The sequence below is a fragment of the Streptomyces sp. NPDC049687 genome (assembly GCF_044465285.1).
GTDB lineage: Bacteria > Actinomycetota > Actinomycetes > Streptomycetales > Streptomycetaceae > Streptomyces.
Genome location: NZ_JBITLN010000005.1, coordinates 215,356 through 237,621 on the forward strand (window position 1 = coordinate 215,356; position 22,266 = coordinate 237,621).

General features: G+C 73.0%; 16 protein-coding genes and 1 riboswitch. Of the genes, 7 read left to right on the forward strand and 9 right to left on the reverse strand.

Going from position 1 to position 22,266, the window contains the following annotated elements; translation table 11 throughout:
* Positions 1-53 precede the first annotated feature (53 nt).
* The 4 genes from ACIBVL_RS18035 to ACIBVL_RS18050 form a co-directional block, all read right to left on the reverse strand.
* Positions 54-896: a hypothetical protein gene (locus tag ACIBVL_RS18035; RefSeq protein ID WP_399098145.1), complete on the reverse strand. Its 843-nt coding sequence runs from the start codon at positions 894-896 to the stop codon at positions 54-56.
* A gap of 126 nt (positions 897-1,022) precedes the next feature.
* Positions 1,023-2,186 (reverse strand): VWA domain-containing protein, encoded by a 1,164-nt coding sequence (locus ACIBVL_RS18040; protein ID WP_399098146.1) that lies wholly within the window; start codon positions 2,184-2,186, stop codon positions 1,023-1,025.
* Complete coding sequence (locus ACIBVL_RS18045) at positions 2,183-4,789, reverse strand: DUF5682 family protein (protein ID WP_399098147.1); 2,607 nt, start codon at positions 4,787-4,789, stop codon at positions 2,183-2,185. The genes ACIBVL_RS18040 and ACIBVL_RS18045 overlap by 4 nt, the downstream gene beginning before the upstream one ends.
* 139 nt (positions 4,790-4,928) lie before the next feature.
* Positions 4,929-6,059, reverse strand: a complete 1,131-nt coding sequence (locus ACIBVL_RS18050; RefSeq protein ID WP_399098148.1) for an AAA family ATPase — start codon at positions 6,057-6,059, stop codon at positions 4,929-4,931.
* A gap of 156 nt (positions 6,060-6,215) precedes the next feature.
* Between ACIBVL_RS18050 and ACIBVL_RS18055 the strand changes: the two genes are divergently transcribed.
* A complete protein-coding gene (locus ACIBVL_RS18055; protein ID WP_399098149.1) occupies positions 6,216-7,577 on the forward strand; it encodes an SWIM zinc finger family protein in 1,362 nt (453 codons plus the stop codon).
* 41 nt (positions 7,578-7,618) lie between these two features.
* Positions 7,619-9,241, forward strand: a complete 1,623-nt coding sequence (locus ACIBVL_RS18060; RefSeq protein ID WP_399098150.1) for a DUF5691 domain-containing protein — start codon at positions 7,619-7,621, stop codon at positions 9,239-9,241.
* Between the two features lie 134 nt (positions 9,242-9,375).
* Here the strand turns inward: ACIBVL_RS18060 and ACIBVL_RS18065 are convergent, their stop codons facing one another.
* Positions 9,376-9,792, reverse strand: coding sequence for a cobalamin B12-binding domain-containing protein (locus tag ACIBVL_RS18065; RefSeq protein WP_399098152.1), 417 nt, complete (start codon positions 9,790-9,792; stop codon positions 9,376-9,378).
* A 346-nt stretch (positions 9,793-10,138) separates the two neighbouring features.
* Between ACIBVL_RS18065 and ACIBVL_RS18070 the strand changes: the two genes are divergently transcribed.
* The gene (locus ACIBVL_RS18070; RefSeq protein ID WP_399098154.1) at positions 10,139-11,038 is read left to right on the forward strand and encodes a lipase family alpha/beta hydrolase; all 900 of its coding nucleotides are present in this window, start codon (positions 10,139-10,141) and stop codon (positions 11,036-11,038) included.
* A gap of 241 nt (positions 11,039-11,279) precedes the next feature.
* The gene (locus ACIBVL_RS18075) at positions 11,280-12,818 is read left to right on the forward strand and encodes a M23 family metallopeptidase (RefSeq protein WP_399098155.1); all 1,539 of its coding nucleotides are present in this window, start codon (positions 11,280-11,282) and stop codon (positions 12,816-12,818) included.
* 58 nt (positions 12,819-12,876) lie between these two features.
* Here ACIBVL_RS18075 and pcrA read toward each other — a convergent pair whose 3' ends face one another.
* Entirely contained in the window at positions 12,877-15,366 is a 2,490-nt protein-coding gene (gene pcrA / locus ACIBVL_RS18080) for a DNA helicase PcrA (protein WP_399098156.1), read from the reverse strand.
* Positions 15,367-15,599: 233 nt separating this feature from the next.
* A riboswitch (cyclic di-AMP (ydaO/yuaA leader) is annotated at positions 15,600-15,773 on the forward strand.
* 7 nt (positions 15,774-15,780) lie between these two features.
* Between pcrA and ACIBVL_RS18085 the strand changes: the two genes are divergently transcribed.
* Both ACIBVL_RS18085 and ACIBVL_RS18090 read left to right on the forward strand, forming a co-directional pair.
* The gene (locus tag ACIBVL_RS18085) at positions 15,781-16,929 is read left to right on the forward strand and encodes an NlpC/P60 family protein (protein ID WP_399098157.1); all 1,149 of its coding nucleotides are present in this window, start codon (positions 15,781-15,783) and stop codon (positions 16,927-16,929) included.
* A 240-nt stretch (positions 16,930-17,169) separates the two neighbouring features.
* Positions 17,170-18,156, forward strand: a complete 987-nt coding sequence (locus ACIBVL_RS18090; RefSeq protein WP_399098158.1) for a tellurite resistance/C4-dicarboxylate transporter family protein — start codon at positions 17,170-17,172, stop codon at positions 18,154-18,156.
* On the opposite strand, the gene ACIBVL_RS18095 is transcribed toward ACIBVL_RS18090, so the two are convergent.
* Complete coding sequence (locus ACIBVL_RS18095) at positions 18,134-18,487, reverse strand: hypothetical protein (protein ID WP_399098159.1); 354 nt, start codon at positions 18,485-18,487, stop codon at positions 18,134-18,136. The two genes, ACIBVL_RS18090 and ACIBVL_RS18095, sit on opposite strands and share 23 nt — an antisense overlap.
* 496 nt (positions 18,488-18,983) lie before the next feature.
* Between ACIBVL_RS18095 and ACIBVL_RS18100 the strand changes: the two genes are divergently transcribed.
* Positions 18,984-20,063, forward strand: a complete 1,080-nt coding sequence (locus ACIBVL_RS18100; RefSeq protein WP_399098161.1) for an NlpC/P60 family protein — start codon at positions 18,984-18,986, stop codon at positions 20,061-20,063.
* Positions 20,064-20,081: 18 nt separating this feature from the next.
* On the opposite strand, the gene ACIBVL_RS18105 is transcribed toward ACIBVL_RS18100, so the two are convergent.
* Together ACIBVL_RS18105 and ACIBVL_RS18110 are read right to left on the reverse strand one after the other, a co-directional pair.
* Positions 20,082-20,819: a LuxR C-terminal-related transcriptional regulator gene (locus ACIBVL_RS18105; protein ID WP_399098163.1), complete on the reverse strand. Its 738-nt coding sequence runs from the start codon at positions 20,817-20,819 to the stop codon at positions 20,082-20,084.
* Positions 20,816-22,141 carry a PspC domain-containing protein gene (locus ACIBVL_RS18110; protein WP_399098164.1) on the reverse strand — a complete coding sequence of 442 codons (1,326 nt, stop codon included), beginning with the start codon at positions 22,139-22,141 and terminating at the stop codon, positions 20,816-20,818. The genes ACIBVL_RS18105 and ACIBVL_RS18110 overlap by 4 nt, the downstream gene beginning before the upstream one ends.
* Positions 22,142-22,266 lie beyond the last annotated feature (125 nt).

Below are 22,266 nucleotides of genomic sequence, written 5' to 3' on the forward strand. Positions count from 1 at the left end.
GGTCATTCCGGGCATCACGGGCACTCGGGCAGCGCGGGAAGCGCTGCCGGGCCCTAGCCGGGGAAGACCGGAACGTCCCGGTACCTGTCCTGGATCTCGGCCGCGTAGGACCGCACGGCACCGCCGGGCACCAGCCGCAGCGGCACCCCCTGACCGGACGTGACGGCATGCGCGTCGCCGTGCCGCGACGCACCGCCGTCGAGAACGGACACACCACCCAGCACACCGCTGGGGTCACCGGAGGGACCCTGGTTCGCGGGCACCCCACCGGAGTGGGCGTGCACCGGGTCGGGCGACGCCATACGCACACCGGCCGCACCGCCGATGCCGGTGACGGAGACCAGGGGCCCGTACGACGCCGTGGACGGGGCCGTCACCCCGTCGGCTGCCTTCCGGCCGGCGGAACCGTGCCCGTGCGGCGACGATGTCACCGGGGCGCCGGGCCGGGGCTCCTGGGTGCCGGGCAGGGAAGGCGTCGGCACGGGAAGCGTCCGCACCGGAAGCGAGGGCAGTCCGGAAAGGTCCGTCAGACCTCCCAGGTCCGCCGGATCCTCCACGCCCGGGAGATGCGGGAGATCCGGGGCCGAGGGGGCCGAGGAGGCTTGCTCCGAGGCCCGGTCCACCTGCTCCTTCACCGCCGTCATCGCCGCCGTCACCGCCACACGAACCGGCCGAACGGCCCGCTCTGTGTGCGGCACCGATGTCGACGTCGAAACCTGGCTCGTCACCGCCGCCGGCACAGCCGGCGCCTCCTCCGCCGCCTGCGCGCGCCCTCCGCAGAGGAACCCGAGCGCGACCAACCCACCCACGAGCAGCGCCAGTTGCAGCGCACGCCGCCCAACCGCCTCGCGCAGGACGCGGGGAGCGGCACCGGGCAGAAGGCTGGCGAAGGTCAAGAGGGGAGGATCCTCCCGTGCGGCGGAACGTCCGGCCGATCCTTGCACGCGGGTCCCGAGGGAGCGCAACCCCCCTCTTACCGATGGGTGGCCATGTCGTCCATCTCCCTTTTGTCGCCGTACGGGTCACACGGTGTCCGGCACGGGCAACGGACGCTTCTCGATCGCCGCCGCCATGACCTCCGGGAACAGTTCGGGTGTGCAGGCGAACGCCGGTGCGCCCAGCGCCGCGAGCGCGGCCGCGTGCTCACGGTCGTAGGCCGGCGCACCCTCGTCCGACAGCGCGAGCAGTGCGACGAACTGCACGCCCGACGCCTTCATCGCCGCGACCCGTTTCAGCATCTCGTCGCGTATGCCGCCCTCGTAGAGGTCGCTGATGAGCACGACCACCGTCTCGGCGGGCCGGGTGATCCGCGACTGGCAGTACGCGAGGGCCCGGTTGATGTCCGTGCCGCCGCCGAGCTGGGTGCCGAAGAGGACGTCGACGGGGTCGTCGAGCTGGTCGGTGAGGTCGACGACCGCCGTGTCGAACAGGACGAGCCGGGTGTCGATGGACCGCATGGACGCGAGCACCGCCCCGAAGACGGCCGCGTGGACGACCGACGCCGCCATGGACCCCGACTGGTCCACGCAGAGGACGACCTCCTTCTTCACGGACCGCGCCGCCCGCCCGTACCCGACGAGCCGCTCCGGCACGACCGTCCCGTACTCGGGCAGATAGTGCTTGAGGTTGGCGGCGATCGTGCGGTTCCAGTCGATGTCGTGGTGGCGCGGCCGGTGCACGCGGGCGCTGCGGTCGAGGGCGCCGGTGAGGGTGGCCCGGGTGCGGGCGGCGAGCCGCTTCTCCAGGTCCTCCACGACCTTGCGCACGACGGCCCGCGCGGTCTCCTTCACTGTCTCCGGCATCGCCTTGCTGAGGGAGAGCAGTGTGCCGACGAGATGCACATCGGCCTCGACCGCCTCGAGCATCTCCGGCTCCAGCAGCAGCGCGGACAGCCCGAGCCGGTCGATCGCGTCACGCTGCATCACCTGGACGACGGAAGTCGGGAAGTAGGTCCGGATGTCCCCGAGCCACCGTGCCACGGACGGCGCCGACGCCCCGAGCCCGCCCGAACGGTCCCGTCCCGTCGCCCGTCTGTCCGCCTTCCCGTAGAGCGCGGTGAGCGCACCGTCCATCGCGGCGTCCCGCCCGGAGAGCGCGTGCCCCGTCCCGTCCGCCTCGTCCCCGCCCAGCACCAGCCGCCACCGCCGCAGCCGCTCCGCCGCCGCCTGTTCCGGATCAACGGTCATCCGCCCACCCCCGCAAGGTCGTTGTCGTCGGCGTCATCGGCGTCACCGGCATCGGTGTCGGCGTCGGCCGTGCTGGTGGGGGCGGTTTCGGCGTCGGCTTGGCCGCCGTCCAGCCCCAGCAGCAGCCGCACCACCGGCAGTACGGCGTCGGCCCGGCCGCCGTCGAGCTCGGCCGCGAACCCGGGCACTCCCGCCGCACCCGCCCCGACCGCGCCCGCCCGCTCACCCGGGCCCCGCCGGACCAGCTCGCCGAGCGTTCTGCGCACCCCCGGCTCATACGCCGAGAACGTCCGCCGCAGCAGCGGCAGCACATCCGTGAACGCCTCCGCCGGCACCCGCGTGAGCCACCCGTCGACCAGTCCGAGCAACCGCTCGTCGTGTACCAGCAGCAGCCCGCCCCCGGAAGCGCCGCCGACGAAGCCCTCGATCCACGCGGCCGCGTCCGCCGGCGGCGTCCCCGGTGACAGCGCGAGCCCCATGAGCCGCGCCGCCTCGTCCTGTCCCACCTCCCCGTCGTCCAGCAACAACCGCACCACCCGGCCCCGGACGACCCCCGGCACCCGCTCCCGTCCGGCCAGCCCCCGCAACACGCTCCACCAGCGGGCCCGCAGATCCCTGTGGCCGGGGAGCGGGTGACCGTGGCCCGAACGCGGCCCGTCGCGGCCCGGGCCGGGGCTCCCGGGCAGGTCCCCGTCGCCCGTTGCGGAGGTCCCGGACGGATCCCCGTCCCCCGCTCCGCTCCCGTGCCCGCCGCCGTCCTTGTCCCCGTCGGCCGATCTGCCGGCCCGGTCGGCGGCGCCCCGCGGACCCGCCGTCTCCTCCAGCAGCCCCACCGCCCCGTGCACCGCGTCCACATGGCGCCGCATCTCGTCCGCCGCGTCCGCGTCCAGGGCGGTGCAGGCCGGGGGAAGGCCGACGAAGATCCGCTCGGCGAGGCCGGCGGCGACGTCCGCGAGGGCGCCGGTGTCGGTGCCGCGCACATCGCCGTAGCGCAAGGAGCGGACCAGGGCGGGCAGCGCCTGTGCGAGGTGGCCGACGTCCGTGTCGAGGGCGGCCCGGTCGGCGAGGACCCGCATCACCGTGGGCAGCGCCTCCGGGAGGCCGGCCAGGAGGCAGCGCTCGGCGAGCGTGGTCACCTCGGCAAGGCCCCGCGCGGCCACCGCGTCCGTCTCCGCCTTCGCGGTCGCCGCGGCGCGTACGGTCGTCCCCCAGACCCCGGCCTCGGCCACCCGCACGGACAACTCCGGTTCCCAGCGCAGCCGCCAGGTCTCCCGGAACGTGCCCGTGCTGCCGCGCGAGGCGACCGGCTCGCCCCACTCCACACCCAGCAGCCGCAGCCGGTGCAACAGCCTGCTGCGCCCGGCGTCGGTCTCCTTGCGCAGGTCGAGTTCCGCTTCCCTCTCCGCCGCCTCCGGTTTGAGGCGGAGGCGGCGCTGGGCCCGGTCGAGGTCGCGCTGCAACGGCACCGCCGGCGCACCGGCCGGCACCTCCCCCAGCGCGTCCCCGACCACGAGCCGGTCGCGCACCAGCGCCAGCGGCACGTCCGACCCCTCGCACAGCACCGCCCGTACCGCGTCGGTCGTCTCGCTCAGACCGGGCAGCGGCCGGCCGCGCAGCGCGGCGAGCGTCTCGGCGAGCCGGACCGCCTCGATGACATGCGCGGGGGACACGATCCGGTCCTCTGCGCGGAGCAGCCCGGCGACCTTGGTCAGCCATCGCTCGATCGGCCGGTCCGGCACGCCGAACAGATGCGCGTACCAGCCGGGCGAGGCGATCCCCGCGCCGTATCCCCCGCCCCGCGCCAGCCTGCGGTACGTCCACGGCACCCAGGTCAGGTCGGCCCTGACCTTGGCCAGGCCTTTCAGCAGCGCCCGGTCGTCGGCGACGGCGACCTTGCGCCGCAGCGCGGGCACATGCCAGGCCCCGCACACCACGGCCACGCCGCCGTCACCGAACTGCCGCTGGGCGGCACGTACTTGGAGCCGCATGTACGCCTCGCGCACGGTGTCCCGGTCGCGCTCCCCACCGCCGTGCGTCTCCCGCACCGCCGCCATGGCCTCCTCGACCGCGGCGAAGGGGGTGACCGGATCCCCGTCGCCCACGCCCCGGTGCTCGACGACGTCCTCCCACCAGCGCTCGGCGTCCTCGTACCCGGCGGCCTCGGCGAGGGCGGCGAGGGGATCGACCCGCAGCCCGTCGCCGGGCGCGCCGCCCCGGCCTTCCTCCGGATCCGCGCCGGTCTCCCAGGCCAGGGTGTGGGTGGCCGGCAGGTCGATGAAACGGGCCGGCACGCCGTGCTCCAGGGCCCAGCGCAGCGCCACCCACTCCGGGGAGAACTCGGCCAGCGGCCAGAACGCCGAGCGCCCGGGCTCGTCGACGGCGTGGGCGAGCAACGCGACCGGCGGGCGCATCTCCGGGTCGGCGGCCAGGGGAATCAGCGCGTCGGCCTCGGGCGGCCCTTCGACCAGCACGGTCCGGGGCCGGGCGGCCTCCAGCGCCGCCCGCACCGTCCGCGCCGACCCGGGCCCGTGATGCCGCACCCCGAGCAGCAACGGCCACCTGGAGTCGTCGACCAGCCGGCCGGCCTTCCGCTTCCCCGTCATCGCAACCCCCCGGTCATCTCGTCGTCCGTCCGTCGTCAGCCGCGCGGCCAGCGCGAGTCGTCGTCCTCGTACACGTCGTCACCTCCCTTCAGTCCCGGTCGGAGCCTTCTCGGCCACCTCGAGTCCTCGTCGTTCACGTTCACGCACTCACCTCCCTGCAGGCCCGGTAGAAGTCGGTCCAGCCCTCGCGTTCGCGCACCACCGCCTCCAGGTACTCCTGCCAGACCACCCGGTCGGCGGCCGGCTCCCGGACGACCGCGCCGAGGATTCCCGCGGCGACGTCCCCCGGCCGGAGCACGCCGTCGCCGAAGTGGGCGGCCAGGGCAAGGCCGCCGGTGACGACGGAGATGGCTTCGGCTGTGGAGAGCGTGCCGCTCGGTGACTTCACCTTGGTGCGGCCGTCCGCGGTGATGCCGTCCCGCAGTTCACGGAAGACGGTCACCACACGGCGGATCTCGTCGATACCGTCGGGCACGGTCGGCAGCTCGAGGGAGCGGCCGATCTGGTCGACACGCCGCGCGACGATGTCGACCTCGGCGTCGACACTCGCCGGCAGCGGCAGCACCACCGTGTTGAAGCGGCGGCGCAGGGCGCTGGACAGTTCGTTGACCCCGCGGTCCCGATCGTTGGCAGTGGCGATCAGGTTGAAGCCGCGGACCGCCTGAACCTCCTGCCCCAGCTCAGGTATCGGCAGCGTCTTCTCCGAGAGGATGGTGATGAGTGTGTCCTGGACGTCTGCCGGAATGCGAGTCAATTCCTCGACGCGGACCGTCGTCCCCTCCGCCATGGCCCGCATGACGGGGCTGGGGACGAGGGCGTCCCGGCTCGGCCCGTGCGCGAGCAGCTGGGCGTAGTTCCAGCCGTAGCGGATCGCCTCCTCGGGGGTGCCCGCCGTGCCCTGCACCAGCAGGGTCGAGTCACCGCTGACCGCCGCGGCCAGGTGCTCGGAGACCCAGGTCTTGGCGGTGCCGGGGACGCCGAGCAGGAGCAGGGCGCGGTCGGTGGCGAGCGTGCTGACGGCCACCTCCACGATGCGGCGCGGACCCACGTACTTCGGAGTGATCACCGTGCCGTCCGGCAGGGTGCCGCCGAGGAGGTAGGTGGCGACGGCCCACGGCGACAGTTTCCACCGGGCCGGGCGCGGGCGGTCGTCGTGCGCGGCGAGCGCGGTGAGTTCGGCGGCGAAGGCGTGCTCGGCATGCGGCCGCAACGCCTCCGCCGGCTGTTGCTGACTGGGTTTCACGAACGTCGGGTCTGCGGACACGGACATGGCTGAGGCCCCCTCCAGCTCGGCCGGTTCGGATCTGGTGTCCACCGTGCACCACACCACTGACAACGCGTTCCGACCTGCGGAAACGCCCCGGATCGGGTGCTCGCCGGACGCTCGCGGGACCGATTGTCAGTGGGTGGATCTACCGTCGGTGGCATGACTGAGCAGGGGGTGCGCTGGACCGCGGACCAGGTGCTGGCACTGGCGCCTGACTCCGCGTCACGCAAAGCGGGAAGCAAACTCGGCACGGCCGGTCCGTGGTCCGGCACGGGCAGTTCGCGGGAGGGGGCGGTGTGGGGAGTGTGCGCGGGCGGCGGCGGCACGCCGTACCGGACGGTGGTCGACACCGCGGACACGCCCGGCGGCTTCGGTCCGGCGTATCACTGCAGCTGCCCGAGCCGTAAGTTCCCGTGCAAGCACGCGCTCGGGCTGCTGCTGCTCTGGTCGGGCGGGGAGGCCGCCGTCCCGGCGGGCCGGGCGCCGGACTGGGCGGAGGAGTGGGTCGCGGGACGGCGCCGGGCCACTCGGGGGCAGGAGGAAGCGGGCACGGCGGGTTCGGCCGCAGGCTCCGCCGATCCGGAGGCGGCGCGCCGGAGAGCGGAGCGGCGCGCCGAGCGGATCACCGCGGGGGCGACGGAGCTGGAGCAGCGCCTGACCGACCTCCTGCGCTCCGGCCTGGTCACGGCCGAGCAGGCGGGTCATGGCCTGTGGGAGGAGACGGCGGCCCGCATGATCGACGCCCAGGCCCCCGGACTGGCCGCGCGGATCCGGGAGTTGGGGTCGATCCCGGGGACCGGCCCCGACTGGCCGGTGCGGCTGCTGGAGGAGTGCGCCCTGCTCCACCTCCTCGACCAGGGCTGGCTGCACCGCGAGCGGCTCCCACAGGCCCTGGCGGCCACGGTCCGCACCCGCGTCGGCCTGACCGCCGCTCCGGCCGGACCCCCGCTGCGCGACCACTGGCTGGTCCTCTCCCAGCACGACACGCCGGATCCCAAACTGACGACCCGCCGCATCTGGCTCCACGGCACCGCCTCGGGCCGCACGGCCCTCGTCCTCTCCTACGGCGCCGCCGGCCGCGCCCCCGACCTCGCCCTGCCGGTCGGCCTGGCCCTGGACGCCGAACTGTCCGCCTACCCGGGCGCCGGACAGCGACGGGCCGCCCTGGGCGAACGGTTCGCCCCGCCCGCACCGACCACGGCCCGCCCATCCGGCATCAGCACGACCGAGGCGGCCGTCCGCTACGGCGAGGCGCTGCGCGACGACCCCTGGCAGGAGTCGATCCCCGTGACGCTGGACGACGTCATACCGGTCCCGGACGGCGGTTCCTGGCAGCTGGCCGACGCCGACGGCGACACGGCCCTGCCGCTCACCCCAGCCGCTGCCGCCCGCCCCGGCCTGTGGCGCCTGGCCGCCCTCTCCGGCGGCGCCCCCGTCAAGGTCTTCGGCGAGTGCGGCCACCGGGGTTTCACCCCCCTGACGGCCTGGCCGGTCGGCGAGGGAGCGGCGGTGCGCCTGTGACCGAGAAGGATGCGCCTGTGACCAGGACGAAGGGGAGCCCCATGCACACCACCCCGGCGCCCACGGCGCCGACCACCACGGCCTCCTGGGAGGACCTGGTCACCGCGGCCCTGCTGGGCACGGACCGCCGTACACCCCCGGGAGCCGCTCCCGGCCGCACGGCGCCGACCGCCCTGCTGGACGCGGCGGCCGCCGAGACCGTACGGCGTCGGGCCGGCCTGCGTCCGGGCCGGGCCGCACCCCGCCCGGCACCGGCCCCCGCCGATCCGCGCCCCCCGCTGCCCGGGCCCGCCGCCCGCCGACTCGCGCTGCTGCTCGCCGACCGACCCGGCACCGGCGCGGGCGGCCGCCGGAGCACGGCACCGGACCTCATGGAACTACTGCCCCAGTGGCTGGCGGCGGCGAACGCCCATGGGTTCGCCCCGCCCGCCGAGTCCCTGCCCGCGCTGCTCGACGCGGCCCGCGGGCGCACGGACCTGCGTCCGGCGGCCCTGAGGTTCGCGGGCCCCCGCGCCCTGTGGCTGGCCGGACTGAACCCGGACTGGCGGTTCGCGCTCCGTGCCGCACCGGGCGGGGACGCCTCACTGCCGCGCCCGGAGGAGACCGACCGGATCGGGAAGCTCTGGGGGGAGGGCCTGTTCGCCGAGCGTGTCGCCCTCCTCGCGTCCCTCCGTTCCCGCGCGCCCGACGCCGCCCGCGAACTGCTCGCCTCCACCTGGCCGACGGAGCGCGCCGAGGACCGCCTGATGTTCCTCGACTCGCTCCGCACCGGCCTCGGCGAACGCGACGAGCCGTTCCTGGAACAGGCCTTGGCCGACCGCAGCCGCAATGTACGGGCGACGGCCGCCGAGCTGTTGTCGGCGCTGCCGGGTTCGGCGCTCGCCGCGCGGATGGCGGTCCGGGCCGGCACCTGTGTGGCCGTCGACCCCATGCGGGACACACCGACGCTCGTCGTGGAGGCACCCCACGAGTGCGACGCGGCGATGGAACGCGACGGCGTCGCCCCCAAGGCACCGTCGGGCCGGGGCGAACGGTCCTGGTGGTTCGGCCAGTTGGTGGAGGCGGCCCCGCTCTCCGCCTGGCCGGCGCGACTGGGCGGCCGTACCCCGGAGCAGATCGTCGCGCTCCCGGTGGCCGACGACTGGCTGGGCGAACTGCACGGCGCCTGGTGCCGGGCCGCGGTACGGCAGCGCGACGCCGCCTGGTCGCGAGCGCTGCTCGGGCCGCCGTCGGCACCCGGGGCGGGCGGCCCCGGCGCGGTCTCCCTGGCCGAGCGCGCGAAGCTCCTGGGCACCCTGCCGGCGGGCGAACGGGCCGAGTGGGTCGCCGGGTTCATCGCGGGGCACGGCCTGTCGGAGGCGTTCCAACTGCTGGGCGTCTGCGCCGTCCCCTGGTCCGCCCCCCTCGGCCGCGCCGTGGTGGACGCCCTCAACATCGCCCGGGACGCGGGAAGTTACCCATGGAGCTTCAGTGGTGTGATGGGCCTGGCCGAACGCTGCCTGAACCCTTCGGAGGCCTCCCACCTGGACGCCCTCCTGGCCGTCCCCGACGAACCGGAAGACGCGTCACCGGGAGCGGGGAGCTACTGGGCGGAGGCATTCCAGCGCCTGGGAACGACGCTGCGTTTGAGAGCGGTGATGGCTCAGGAGCTCGGGGGCGCCTGAGAGCGCCCGGCGCAGTCAGCCCGCCGGCGTTCTGGGACGAGGCCCCTCAAGGGCCGAACGGGGATCTGGGGGCAGAGCCCCAGGGCCGCTCACCCCGAACCACCCGCACCCAACCCGGTCCAGGCGCCGCAGGCTCACGCCCCCGCCGGCTGCCGGACATTGGCCCGCACCCACTCCACGATCGAAGCGGTCGTCGCCCCCGGCGTGAAGATCTCCGCAACCCCCTTCTCCTTCAGCGGCGCGATGTCCGCCTCGGGAATGATCCCCCCACCGAAGACCAGGATGTCCGCCGCGTCCCGCTCCTCGAGCAACTCGATCACCGCGGCGAAGAGCGTGTTGTGCGCTCCGGACAGAATGGACAGCCCGATCGCGTCGGCGTCCTCCTGGATCGCCGTGTCGACGATCTGCTCCGGGGTCTGGTGGAGCCCGGTGTAGATGACCTCCATACCGGCGTCGCGCAACGCCCGTGCGATCACCTTGGCCCCACGATCATGGCCGTCGAGTCCAGGCTTGGCCACCACCACACGGATCGGACCGGCTGCCACACCCATCACTGCCTCCCTGAAGCGACTCCGTCCGTCCTCGATGGTCCGGACACCCCGTGCCACCGGGCCGGGGAAGTGAACGAACGTTATCGCCAGCATTCCCCAACCGGCAGTTTCATGACATGCGCCGAGGGGGAAATCACACAATGGGACAGAAACGGGAGCCGCAAACGAGGTCGCCGTACCGCCGCGCCGCAGGCCGCACGCCGCGGCGGTACGGCGCATCGGCATTGGCAGGACGGGCGCCGGGGGCCTCGGCCCTCCGCCGCTCGGCCGATCTCCTCCGCCGCGACTTCCCTCGAGGGCACACGGGGGACAGGGACGTCCTCGGCGTGCCGACAGGAGGTCGGCCATGCAGGTCACCAGGGCGCTGCAGCCCATTCTTCCGCTGTGTCAGCGCCTGCTGCCGAGCCTCCCGAGCAGACTGGCCGGCCTCTCCACGGCACTGCTGAAGGCCACCGTCCTGGACGCCGCCATCCTCGCGGGCCATCTGCTGCTCTACCCCTCCGGCATCACCCAGGAGCGCCGCCGCCCCGCGCTTCCGGCAGCGAAGAACGACGCGATCGGGGAAAATGGCACCGAGTTCCCCCCGCGGCTTCCCACCCAGGCCCCGCCGCCGGTCGTCCTCCTGCACGGCTTCATCGACAACCGCTCCGTCTTCGTCCTGTTGCGCCGCAGTCTCGCCCAGCACGGCAGGCACCGCGTGGAGTCGCTCAACTACTCCCCGCTGACCTGTGACATCCGTATCGCGGCCGAGTTGCTGGGGCGGCACGTAGAGGAGATCTGCGCACGCACCGGCAGCAGCCGGGTCGACATGGTGGGGCACAGCCTGGGCGGCCTGATAGCCCGCTACTACGTCCAGCGGCTGGGCGGTGACGTCCGGGTCCGCACCCTGGTCACACTCGGCACCCCGCACTCCGGCACCCGGGTGGCGCCGCTGGCGAACGCGCACCCCATCGTGCGCCAGATGCGCCCCGGTTCGGAGGTCATCGAGGAACTGTCCCGGCCCGCGCCCGGCTGCCGCACGCACTTCGTCAGCTTCTGGAGCGACCTGGACCACCTGATGGACCCGCTGGAGACCGCCTGCATCGACCACCCGGACCTGCACGCGCAGAACGTCCGGGTGACCGGCATCGGTCATCTCGCCCTCCCCGTCCACCCGGCGGTCGCGACAGGCATACGGCAGGCCCTCGACGCCTCGGAGACGGTGGCCGCGGCCGACCCGCGGACCGGCGGACTGACGGTGGCCTGAAAGCCTGCCGGGGCGTCGTTCACCGGGTGGCCGGGCCCCCGCACAGCCATCGGACGGCCCTCACCCGTCGAACGCTCTTCGAACATAGGGCCAAACCCGTGCCCGCCGTCCCCCGAATCACGGCCGATTGCCCCTTTCCTGCGGGCACGAAACCTGCGGAAGATTGTCGCGCCCGCATACCGCCGGGTACAGTCGCCGCACTGCTCTGGCAGCCCCTGTTGTCGAGGCGAGAGAGAAGTTGGTGAACGACCGTCACCCGTCGGGGACCATGACCCCGGCTCCGGCTTCCGACGCCGACTCCACGCACTACGCGTCCTACGGCACCCAGGAAGCCCAGTACGACGGCTTCACCCATGGCGGTTACGGCACCGGCCACTTCGTGACCGACCCTCTCTTCGGCAGCCTCCCCGGCGACGGCACGGGCACCGCCGACGGCGTGTACGACAACGGGCAGTGGGCCACGAGTGCCCACCCGACGATGGTGGACACCGGCCGGCAGCTCCACGACACGGGCGGCCACCACACCCTGAACTACGACCCGTACGCGGCCCAGCACCACGCCGCCTACGACTCGGGCGCGTACGACACCACCGGCTGGCCCACCGACCAGCAGCCGCTGCCGGTCGTCCCGCCGCAGGCCACGGCGCCCGAAACCAACGGCTGGGGGTCACCCCTCTCCGAGGGCGGGGCGAACGCCTGGCAGCAGCCCGACCAGTCCTGCGGCCCGGCCGACCAGACCCAGCACTGGGTATGGGACACGCAGGTCTTCGACACCGGCGCCTACGACGCCACGCAGTGGAACTCCGACGGCGGCGCGGCCACCACCCCGGCCTCCGACGAGTACGACCAGCCGGCCGAGATCCCCTTCGACCAGCAGGCCACCGCCACCTTCGACACCGTCGGCTACGGCGAACAGGCCCCGGACGGCGACGAGTCGACCGCCACGGGTGAGCTGCCCGCCGTTTCCGAGCTCCCCCTCCTGGACGACCAGGAGGAGGCCACTCCGGCCCCCACGACGCGCGCCGCCGCCCGCAACGGCGGCCGTTCCCGCCGCCGTACGCCCACGAAGCGCTCAGCGCTGCTGACCGTGGCCGTGCCCTCGGCGTGTGTGATGGGCGTCGCCGGCATCGCCGCCGCCTCCGTCTCCACGCTGACCGGCGGCGACGCCCAGGACACCACGACCTCCGCCTCGGACGCGCAGGCGGTGAAACCGGTCGCCGCCAACAACAAGCTGGACTCCCAGCTCGAGACCCTCAGCGCCGAGGCCGACGACTTCGCCGACCGGGCCAGCCGGACGCAGGAGCGCATCGACCTCAAGGCGCAGCAGGAGGCCGAGCAGAAGAAGGCGGCGGCGGAGGCGGCCCGCAAGGAGCGGCTGCGCCCGAAGTACGCCCTCCCGGTCGCCCAACGCGGGCTCAGCGCCTACTTCGGCCAGGCCGGCGTCAACTGGATGTCCCAGCACACCGGCATCGACTTCCCGGTCTCCTACGGCACCACCGTGATGGCCGCCACCGACGGCACCGTACGGACGCAGTGGAACAGCGCCTACGGCAACATGCTGATCGTGACGGCGAAGGACGGCACGGAGACCTGGTACTGCCACCTCTCCAGCTACCGCGTCGCCTCCGGTACGACGGTGAAGGCCGGCGACCCGATCGCCTACTCCGGCAACTCGGGCAACTCCACCGGCCCGCACCTGCACTTCGAGGTCCGGCCGGCCGGAAGCTCCCCGATAGACCCGCTGCCGTGGCTGCGCAGCCACGGGCTCGACCCGACGTAGCACCGCGACCGCCGCACCCTGAGCCCCCGTTGCGCGAGCGGGGGCTCCCCTCGTGCGGCTACAGCTTCTCCACCGGTGCGTACCGCAGCAGCAGCCGCTTGGGCTTGGTGTCGCCGAAGTCGATCGTCGCCTCCGCGTTCGCTCCCGTGCCCTTCACTCCGACCACCGTGCCGAGCCCGAACTGGTCGTGCGTGACGCGGTCGCCGACGGCCAGCGAGACCACCGGCTTCTCCGCCGCCGCCCGGCGCGTCGCGAACCCGGAGGCACCGGCGGCCGAGGAGCGCGAGCGGGACGAGGACAGCGAGGCCGCCACCCCGGAGACCGGACCGGAGGACACGGGCGCGGTCGCCCCGGTCCGCTTCCAGTCCACATGCGTCGCCGGGATCTCCTCCAGGAACCGGGAGGGCGGGTTGTACGACGGCTGCCCCCAGGCACTGCGCAGCGACGAACGGGTGAGATACAGCCGTTCCCGCGCGCGCGTGATGCCCACGTACGCGAGCCGGCGCTCCTCCTCCAGTTCCTTGGCCTGGCCGAGGGCGCGCATGTGCGGGAACACGCCGTCCTCCATGCCGGTGAGGAAGACGACCGGGAACTCCAGGCCCTTGGCGGTGTGCAGGGTCATCAGGGTGATGACGCCGGAGCCGTCCTCGTCCTCGTCGGGGATCTGGTCGGAGTCGGCGACGAGCGCGACCCTCTCCAGGAAGTCGGCGAGTGAGCCGGACGTCTCGCCCTCGCCGGACTCCTGCTCGAACTCCAGGGCCACGGCGGCGAGTTCCTGGAGGTTCTCGATCCGCGTCTCGTCCTGCGGGTCGGTGGAGGCCTGCAACTCGGCGAGGTAGCCGGTGCGTTCCAGCACGGCCTCCAGCACGGTCGCGGGGCCCGCGCCGGACTCGACGATCGTACGGAGTTCCTCCATCAGCGCGTTGAACCGCTTCACGGCGTTCGTCGACCGCGCGGCCATGCCGTACGCCTCGTCGACGCGCTTCAGCGCCTGCGCGAAGCTGATCTTCTCCCGCTGCGAGAGGGCGTCGATCATCGCCTCGGCGCGGTCGCCGATGCCGCGCTTGGGGACGTTGAGGATCCGGCGCAGCGGGACGGAGTCCTCCGGGTTGGCGAGGACACGCAGGTAGGCCAGGACGTCCCGGACCTCCTTGCGCTCGTAGAAGCGGACACCGCCGACGACCTTGTACGGCAGGCCGACGCGGATGAAGACCTCTTCGAAGACACGGGACTGGGCGTTGGTGCGGTAGAAGACGGCGACATCGCCGGCCTTGGCGTCGCCCGCGTCCGTGAGGCGGTCTATCTCGTCGGCGACGAACTGGGCCTCGTCGTGCTCGGTGTCGGCGACATAGCCGGTGATGCGCGCGCCCGCGCCCGCGTTGGTCCACAGGTTCTTGGGGCGGCGGGACTCATTGCGCTCGATGACCGCGTTGGCCGCGCTCAGAATGGTCTGCGTCGAGCGGTAGTTCTGCTCGAGGAGGATCGTCGTCGCGTCCGGGTAGTCCTCCTCGAACTGGAGGATGTTGCGGATCGTGGCGCCCCGGAAGGCGTAGATCGACTGGTCGGCGTCACCCACGACGCACAGCTCGGCGGGTGGCACGTCGTAGTCGCCGGGCGGTACGTCGACCGGGTGCTCGGAGGTGCCGACCAGCTCCCTGACCAGGGCGTACTGGGCGTGGTTGGTGTCCTGGTACTCGTCGACCAGGACGTGCCGGAAGCGGCGGCGGTAGTGCTCGGCGACGTCCGGGAAGGCGCGCAGCAGATTGACCGTCGTCATGATCAGGTCGTCGAAGTCGAGGGCGTTCGCCTCGCGCAGCCGCGACTGGTACATGGCGTAGGCCTGGGCGAGGGTCTTCTCGAAGCCGTCGGTGGCCTGGGCGGCGAAGTCCTCCTCGTCGATCAGCTCGTTCTTCAGGTTGCTGATCTTGGCACTGAAGGACTTCGGCGGAAAGCGCTTGGGGTCGAGGTCGAGGTCGCGGCAGACCAGGGCCATCAGGCGCTTGGAGTCGGCGGCGTCGTAGATCGAGAAGGAGGAGGTGAAGCCCAGCTTCTTGCTCTCCCTGCGCAGGATGCGCACGCACGCGCTGTGGAAGGTCATCACCCACATCGCGTTCGCGCGCGGGCCGACGAGCTGCTCGACGCGCTCCTTCATCTCACCCGCGGCCTTGTTGGTGAAGGTGATCGCGAGGATCTGGCCCGGGTGCACGCCGCGCTCGGCGAGGAGGTGGGCGATGCGGTGGGTGAGCACGCGCGTCTTGCCGGAGCCGGCGCCGGCGACGATGAGCAGGGGGGTGCCGGCGTGGACGACGGCCGCGCGCTGGTTGTCGTTCAGCCCCTCGAGGAGTGCCGCCGTGTCGATCGCCGGGCGCGCGGCGCCGTCGCGATAGTAGGCGTCCCGGTCCGGTGGCACGTCGAACTTCCCGCCGAACAGATCGTCCGGAACCGATTCCGGAGTGTGATCGTCCTCGGGCGGTGGCGGGGGTTCCTCCCCGTGGCCGCGGGGGCCCTGGAGGTCCGCCAGGAAGCTGTCGTCAAAGAGGCTGCTCATCGCTCTCCGAGTCTAGGGTGCCCCACCGACAACGCGGACGCCGTCCCGGGAACATCCCCCGCCCTCACCTTCCGAGGCGGCCCTATCACAGCACGTGACCCCGCGTACGGGCTTTGCTCAAGGTAACGAAAATGTACCGGGCATATCGCCCATCAACCTTCACAGGGGCCACACCAGTTGGCTACCGTGCCGGGCAGGCCCTACGGATCCCCACCGGCGAACCTCGCCGGGCCGCACGGCCTCCGCCGAGTCCGGTGCGCCCCTGTGCGGCAGCCGGAGCCGGGGACCCACCGAACCCCTGGGGTGAATCGGCCCGCCTCCCCTCCCGGGACGGGCCGTAGGGCGCCCTTCCGAACCATCCGCCCGAACCCGACAGCTAACCCGGTAGGCGGACGATGGAAGGAGTCGCCTCTCTTGGCGTCGCAGCACCGCAAGCCGCGCTTCCCGGGCACACGCGTGGCAGGCATACGCACCCCCGCTCTCGCCACCGCCGCCCTCACGTCCGTGGCCCTGCTCTCCCAGTCGGCGAACGCCGCCCCGTCCGACGACGGCAGGCCGAGCCTGGAGGAGGTCGAGAAGAAGGTCGACGACCTCTACCGCCAGGCGGAGTCGGCGACCGAGAAGTACAACGCCGCCAAGGAGCAGACGACCAAGCAGCGCAAGCGTGTGGACGGCCTCCTGGACGACGTGGCCCAGCGCACCCAGAAACTCAACGAGGCACGTGAGGAGCTGGGTTCCTTCGCCGCCGCCCAGTACCGCACCGGCTCCTCCGCGCCCGACACGGCGACCTTCCTGCTCGCGGACTCCCCGCAGGACTACTTCGACCGGACGCAGCTGATGAGTCGGCTGACCGACCGCCAGAAGGGCGCGGTCGACGACTACGTCACCGAGCAGTCGGCGACGATGAAGAAGCGGCAGGAGGCCGCCGAGAGCCTCGCCACGCTCACCGACACGCAGAGCGACCTGAAGACCGCCAAGGCGACCGTCCAGAAGAAGCTCAGCGCGGCGCGCGAGCTGCTGTCGCAGCTGACCGCCCAGGAGAAGGCGCGGCTGGCGGAGATCGAGAAGCAGAAGCAGGAGGAGGCCGCGCGCCAGGCGGCGGAGCTCGCCCGGCAGCAGGCCGCCGAACAGACCGCCCAGCAGCAGAGCGCCGACTCCTCGGGGACCGCCGGCTCCTCGTCGTCCACGACGGACTCCTCGTACGCCACCAAGGCCCAGAAGGCCCTCGCCTTCGCCCGCGCACAGATCGGCAAGCCGTACGTCTGGGGCGCGACCGGCCCCGACTCCTACGACTGTTCCGGCCTCACGCAGGCCGCCTGGAAGGCGGCGGGCGTCACCCTCCCGCGCACCACCTACGACCAGGTGAACGCCGGCACCACCGTCTCCCTCGCCGACGCCCAGCCCGGCGACCTGGTCTTCTTCTACGACGACGTCAGCCACGTCGGCATCTACATCGGCAACGGCATGATGATCCACGCCCCGAAGCCGGGCGCGTACGTCCGCGAGGAGTCGATCTACTACGACGGCGAGTCGGGCATCCACAGCGTGGTCCGCCCGGCCTGAGGCACCGGTCGGCACGACCGGCCCGAGGCGCCCGCGCGGTGCACCCGGCCGAGGCGGGCGCGCCGGCCACGCACGCGCGTGGGCCGTTTTCTGTAGCTACGCGCGCGTACGGCCCGCGTGTGCCCCCCCCGCAACGAGCCGCTCGCCACGGCGGGTGGGGGCGCCCCCTCTGGGGGAGCGTGCCGGGCGTCGCGACGGGGCGAACGTTGCCTGCCCTGCCGCGGCACTAGCATCGGCCCCATGCCCGGCTCCTCCTCCCGTCGCGCCCGGTGGGCGCAGCGTCCGCCGGCGGCCGGCGCCGCCGTGCTGGCGACCGGCATCCTGTCGGTCGGACTGCAGTCGGCCGGGTACGGCGTCCTGTCCCGCGTCGCCCTGGCGCTGGCGGGCGCCGCCTGGGTGGCGCTGGGCGCGGACTTCGTCGTACGGCTGGTGCGGGAGCGCGAGCGGTGGTCGGCGGAGGCGGGTGCGCCGGGCGGACTGACCGCCGTGGCCGCCACGACCGTGCTCGGCACGCGGGTCTCGGCGCTCGGCCGGCAGAGCCTCGCCTGGGCGTTGCTGGCCCTGTCGGCGGTGCTCTGGCCGGTGCTGATGGCAGGAGTCGTACGGCATGTCGTACGGCACGTGGTGGGGCACCTGGGGCGGATGCGCGGGGACGTGTTCCTGTGCTGCGTGGCCACCCAGGGGCTCGCGGTGCTGGGCGCGACGCTCGCCAAGGCGGAGGCGGTGGCCTGGCCGGCGCACACCGCGCTGGTGCTGTTCTGGCTGGGGCTGCTGCTCTACGTGCCGATGCCGGCCCTGTTCGACTGGCGGCAACTGACCGAGGGCGCCGGGGACCAGTGGGTTGCGGGCGGGGCGCCGGCCGTCTCGGCGCTCGCGGGGGCGAGTCTCATCACCGCCGACCGCGGGGAGCTCTACCTGTGGAGCGCCGACGACAGGGGCGTTCTGCGGGTGGTGACCGCCGCGCTGCTGGTGCTCGCGCTGTGCTGGTACGCCGTTCTGCTCGTCGCGGAGGTACTCCGTCCGCGACCGCGCTACGACGTGCGGCGGTGGGCGACGGTGTTCCCGATGGGGATGACGGCGGTGGCGACGTCGGCCGTCGCCGCCGCCCTGCGCGTGCCCTGGCTGAAGGGGCCCGGGGAGGTGCTGCTGTGGGTCGCGGTGGCGGCCTGGCTGGCCGTGGCGTCGGCGGCGGCCGGCGCTCGGGTCAGGTCCACAGGACCGCGATGAAGACGTTCGCCACGGTCAGCAGGCCGACCAGGCCGAACAGGGGCTTCTCCACCTTCTCGTCGTCCCGCTTCACATAGACCAGGCCGAGGATCACGATCAGCAGCGCCAGCTTCACGCCGATCTTGATGTTGTTGACGGGCTGGTCGTCCGCCTGGTTGAGGCCCACCAGGATCACCCCGGTGACCAGCATCGTCGCCGCGCCGTGCAGCATCGCGGGAACGAAACGGGCCGTGCCCTGACCCATCGCCTTCATCTGTGTGAGGAAGCCACCGAGGAGCGCGGCGATGCCGATGATGTGCAGGCCGACGAAAAGATGGATGAGTACGTCCATGAGCCCGGATGCTAATCAGCCCCGCTCCGGCCACCCGACACCGGCCCCGCATACGTGATCGCGCCTGCATATATGCGTCCGTAGCAGCCGACCGTGCCGAAGTGCCCCGGAATCGCCGCATCGGTCACCGCGCCGCGCGAATCCGACGCCCCCGCCCGGCTCCCTGGGCAGAAACGGTCACCTGGTGATCCACTCGTGCCATTACCGCACATCGCGTTACCAACCCGACACAGACGGGCCTAGCGTCCTCCCCCAGGTGACCGGCTCCCCACCGCCGCCCGGACCAGGGGCGGCAGTCGGCCACCACCGCCGAAAGGTCCGGCGGCGCCCCGCTCCCCCTGTGCGGGCCGCCGCCGGACACGTCAGCCGCTCTCCTCGGCCGTCCGTCCGCTCCCCCGACGGCCGAGGGGTCGACTGACATCCCGTGGGTCCGTCCGACGACCGTCCGACGACCGTACGGCCGAGGCGGAGGTACGAAAGGACGTGCAAGTCCCACGTGGCAGCGCACCGCAAGCCCCGACAGCGCTCGCTCGGCGGCCAGACGGCCCGTTCGGCGTTCACCCTCGCCCTCGCCGGTGCGGCGACGGCCACGGCCTTCGACGGAACCGGACAGGCCGAACCGCAGCTGACCGCAGCGCAGGTCAAGGCCAGGGTGGACAAGCTGTACCAGCAGGCGGAGGCAGCCACCGAGAAGTACAACGGCGCCCGGGAGAAGGCGGCCGCCGCCGAGCAGCACCTGAAGACCCTGCGGGACGAGGCGGCACGCAAGGAGGAGAAGCTCAACTCGGCACGGGAAACGCTGGGTGCGATGGCGGCCGCGCAGTACCGCAGCGGCGGGCTCGACCCGGCCGTGCAACTGGCGCTCTCCGACGACCCCGACCAGTACCTCGACGGTGCCGCCTTCGCCGAACGCGCCGGTGACCGGCAGTCGGCCGCCGTCGCCCGGGTGCGTCAACAGCTGCGGGAGATCGAGCAGTTGCGGGGCGCCGCACGCATCGAACTGTCCTCCCTCAAAACCCGCCGGACGGAACTGGAGAAGCACAAGAAGACAATCACCGACAAGCTGGAGACGGCCCGCCGTCTGCTCTCCGGGCTGACGGCGGCGGAACGGGCCCGCATCGGCGCGGACCCGAGCGGCGGCGCCGGAAACGGCGACCGCGCCTCCCGGACCTCCAGCCCCCGCGACACCCTCCAGGCGCCCGGCACCGGCCCCACCGCCGCCCCCAACTCCCGTGCGGCCGAAGCCGTCGCCTTCGCCTACTCCAAGCTCGGCAGCCCCTACGTCTGGGGCGCGACGGGCCCCGACGCCTTCGACTGCTCGGGCCTCGTCCTGGCCGCCTACCGCTCCGCCGGAATCTCCCTGCCCCGCACGACCTACGCCCAGATCGGCGCCGGCCAACGCGTCTCCCGCTCCGAACTCCTCCCGGGCGACCTGGTCTTCTTCTACTCCGGCATCACCCACGTCGGCCTCTACATCGGCAACGGCCGGATGATCCACGCCCCGAACCCGTCGGCCCCGGTACGCATCGCCCCCATCGACGAGATGCCGTTCGCGGGGGCGACGCGGGTGGTGTGAGGCCCGGTCGCCATGGCGTCAGACCAGTCGCCGCGCCGTCGCCCACCGCGTCAGCTCATGGCGGTTGGACAGCTGGAGTTTGCGGAGCACCGCCGAGACATGGGACTCGACCGTCTTCACCGAGATGAACAACTGCTTGGCGATCTCCTTGTAGGCGTAGCCACGGGCGATGAGGCGCAGCACCTCGCGCTCCCGCTGGGTGAGGCGGTCGAGGTCCTCGTCGACCGGCGGCGCGTCGGTGGAGGCGAACGCGTCCAGGACGAACCCCGCGAGACGAGGCGAGAAGACCGCGTCCCCCTCCTGCACCCGGAAGACGGAGTCGACCAGGTCGGTCCCCGTGATCGTCTTGGTGACGTACCCCCGGGCGCCACCCCGGATCACCCCGATCACATCCTCCGCCGCGTCCGAGACGGACAGGGCGAGGAACCGCACCGGCCGCTCGGCGTCGCCCATCAACGCGGCGCAGCGTCGCAGCACTTCGACCCCGCCGCCACCGGGCAGATGGACGTCGAGGAGGACCACCTCGGGCCGGGTCGCGGTGATGACGGTGACCGCCTGGTCGACGTCCGCGGCCTCACCGACGACCTCGACGCCGGTCTGCTCGGTCTGGCCGATCTCGGCCTGCACTCCCGTGCGGAACATACGGTGGTCGTCGACGAGGACCACGCGCACGCGCCGCCCGCCCCTGTTCTCGCCGGAGGTCCGCGCCGGCTCGGCCGCCTCCGCCGTTCCGTTCGCCTCGGTCGGGTCGCTCATGACTTCTCCGCCCTCTCCATCTCCAGCTCGACCTCCGTGCCGCCGCCCGGGACCGCCCGCAGCCGCGCCGTGCCGCCGTTGCGCTCCATGCGGCCGATGATCGATTCTCTAACGCCCATGCGGTCGGCGGGTATCGAGTCGAGGTCGAAGCCGGGGCCGCGGTCCCGGACGGACACGAAGACCGTCCTGCCCTCGACTTCGGCGTAGACCTGCACGGCGCCGCCCTCGCCACCGTACTTGGCGGCGTTCACCATCGCCTCGCGCGCGGCCTGCATCTGTGCGCCGACCCGTTCGTCCAGCGGGCAGTCGCCCACGACCACGACCTCTATGGGGACGCCGTGCTTGTCCTCGACCTCCGCCGCGTTGCGCCGGACCGCGTCGGCGACCGTGGTGGGCTCGTCCGCCTCGTCCTTGCCGGTGCCCTCGGGCTTGTAGAGCCAGGTGCGCAGGTCGCGCTCCTGGGCACGGGCGAGTCGGCGCACCTCGTTGGCGTTCTCCGCGTTGCGCTGGATCAGGGTCAGGGTGTGCAGCACTGAGTCGTGGACATGGGCGGCGACCTCGGCACGCTCCTGGGCCCGGATGCGCATCAGGCGCTCCTCGGAGAGGTCCTGGGTCATCCGGACCAGGTAGGGCCCGGCCAGGAGCGTGATGCCGACGAGCACGGCGAGCGCGGCCTGCAGGACGGAGTCGAGGTGGGCGGCGGAGCCCTGCAGGACGAAGATGCCGGAGACACCGGCGGTGACGAGCAGGACACCGGCGCCGGCGCGCAGGAGCGTGAGCGTACGCCGTCTGCGGCCGACCTCGACCCAGCGGGCCCGGCGGGCGTTGTCCGCCTGGCGCCAGACGAGGGCGACACCCGCGCCGACGAGGACGGCGGGCAGGAGATACGCCTTGGCACCGCTGCCCAGGTTCACGTTGCTCACGAAGACCAGAGCGACGACCACCATGAGGAGCAGGGCGACGATCTGGCCCCGGTCCGGTCTGCGCGCGACGAGTCTGCGGCGGCCGTCGGACGCGGTCTCGGTGGTGACGAGGGACGGGGGCTTCTGGTCGCCGACGCCGCCGACGCCGAGCGGCACGAAGAACCAGAAGGCCGCGTAGAGCAGGGCGCCGAGGCCGTCCGCCATGAACAGGCCGACGAAGACGAGCCGCACCCATACGACGGGCAGCCCGAGATGCCCGGCGAGCCCCCGCGCCACGCCACCCAGCCAGCGTCCGTCGCTGCTGCGGTAGAGCTTGCGCGGCGGCCGCGGTTCGGCGAGTGGTGCTGCTGCGGCTTCCGGCATGCCAACGATGGTCACACGGCGGGCGGGGCCGGGCATCAGGGTTCTCCCCGGAGACGCCCCTGATCTTCGGCCCCGCCGCAGGTCGAACGCCTCCCGGGCCCGGGCTCAGGGCCGATATCAGGGTCCGACCAGGGTCATACCGACTGCCGCCGGGGCCGTGC

Excerpts from the sequence above, each read along its gene's own strand:
- ACIBVL_RS18040 (WP_399098146.1), bottom strand. The coding sequence starts at position 2,186 with ATGACCGTTGATCCGGAACAGGCGGCGGCGGAGCGGCTGCGGCGGTGG.
- ACIBVL_RS18045 (WP_399098147.1), bottom strand. The coding sequence starts at position 4,789 with ATGACGGGGAAGCGGAAGGCCGGCCGGCTGGTCGACGACTCCAGGTGG.
- ACIBVL_RS18050 (WP_399098148.1), bottom strand. The coding sequence starts at position 6,059 with ATGTCCGTGTCCGCAGACCCGACGTTCGTGAAACCCAGTCAGCAACAG.
- ACIBVL_RS18055 (WP_399098149.1), top strand. The coding sequence starts at position 6,216 with ATGACTGAGCAGGGGGTGCGCTGGACCGCGGACCAGGTGCTGGCACTG.
- ACIBVL_RS18060 (WP_399098150.1), top strand. The coding sequence starts at position 7,619 with ATGCACACCACCCCGGCGCCCACGGCGCCGACCACCACGGCCTCCTGG.
- ACIBVL_RS18065 (WP_399098152.1), bottom strand. The coding sequence starts at position 9,792 with ATGGGTGTGGCAGCCGGTCCGATCCGTGTGGTGGTGGCCAAGCCTGGA.
- ACIBVL_RS18070 (WP_399098154.1), top strand. The coding sequence starts at position 10,139 with ATGCAGGTCACCAGGGCGCTGCAGCCCATTCTTCCGCTGTGTCAGCGC.
- pcrA (WP_399098156.1), bottom strand. The coding sequence starts at position 15,366 with ATGAGCAGCCTCTTTGACGACAGCTTCCTGGCGGACCTCCAGGGCCCC.
- ACIBVL_RS18090 (WP_399098158.1), top strand. The coding sequence starts at position 17,170 with ATGCCCGGCTCCTCCTCCCGTCGCGCCCGGTGGGCGCAGCGTCCGCCG.
- ACIBVL_RS18095 (WP_399098159.1), bottom strand. The coding sequence starts at position 18,487 with ATGGACGTACTCATCCATCTTTTCGTCGGCCTGCACATCATCGGCATC.
- ACIBVL_RS18105 (WP_399098163.1), bottom strand. The coding sequence starts at position 20,819 with ATGAGCGACCCGACCGAGGCGAACGGAACGGCGGAGGCGGCCGAGCCG.
- ACIBVL_RS18110 (WP_399098164.1), bottom strand. The coding sequence starts at position 22,141 with ATGCCCGGCCCCGCCCGCCGTGTGACCATCGTTGGCATGCCGGAAGCC.